Raw genomic sequence first — 576 nt, forward strand, 5'->3', positions numbered from 1 at the left:
GCGTCCAGCAGGGCCGCGGTCGCCGCGCGGGTCCGCCCCGACGCGACCGCGACCTGCGCCTGCACCGCGTGCAGGGCCACGACCAGCACCGGCTCGTCGCCGCCGACGTCGGCCGCCCACCCGTAGGCCAGGGCGCGGTCCGCCGCCCGCCAGTCGCCGCGTGCGAGCCCCGCGATCGCCGCGGCCGCGTACGCGGGCCGCAGCTGCTCGTACGTGGACCAGCCGGACTCCTCCGCGAGGCCGAGCGTCGCCGCGGCCCGGGCGTCGGCGGACGCGTACCGGCCCTGCACCGCGTCGCACAGCGCGAGGTACGCCTGCCCGTTGAGCGCCGTGAGGCCGAGCGCGGGCGTGTCGTCGTCGCGCAGCATGCGCTCCAGCTCGGTCCGGGCCGCGTCCACCCGACCGGACCAGAACAACCCGGTGGCGCGCAGGTCCCGCGCCCAGCCGCGGTACGTCGAGAAGGCCGGGAACGGCCAGGGCGCCCGCGCGAGCGAGCGGTGCGCCGCCGACGCGGCCGCAGCCGTCGCGGCGACGTCGCCGCGCCCCCGCGCGGCGTGGGCGTCGAGGATCTCCGCG

2 protein-coding genes are annotated in these 576 nt (G+C 80.2%); one reads left to right on the top strand and one right to left on the bottom strand.

Annotated features, from left to right (window positions below; genetic code table 11):
- Positions 1-368: hypothetical protein (locus CBZ_RS21585; RefSeq protein WP_218022847.1), on the bottom strand; the 368-nt coding region annotated here is incomplete at its 3' end.
- Between CBZ_RS21585 and CBZ_RS21590 the strand changes: the two genes are divergently transcribed.
- Positions 367-576 (top strand): hypothetical protein (locus CBZ_RS21590; protein ID WP_218022848.1); only part of this gene is annotated, 210 nt, incomplete at its 3' end. The two genes, CBZ_RS21585 and CBZ_RS21590, sit on opposite strands and share 2 nt — an antisense overlap.

The organism is Cellulomonas biazotea, from assembly GCF_004306155.1.
GTDB lineage: Bacteria > Actinomycetota > Actinomycetes > Actinomycetales > Cellulomonadaceae > Cellulomonas > Cellulomonas biazotea.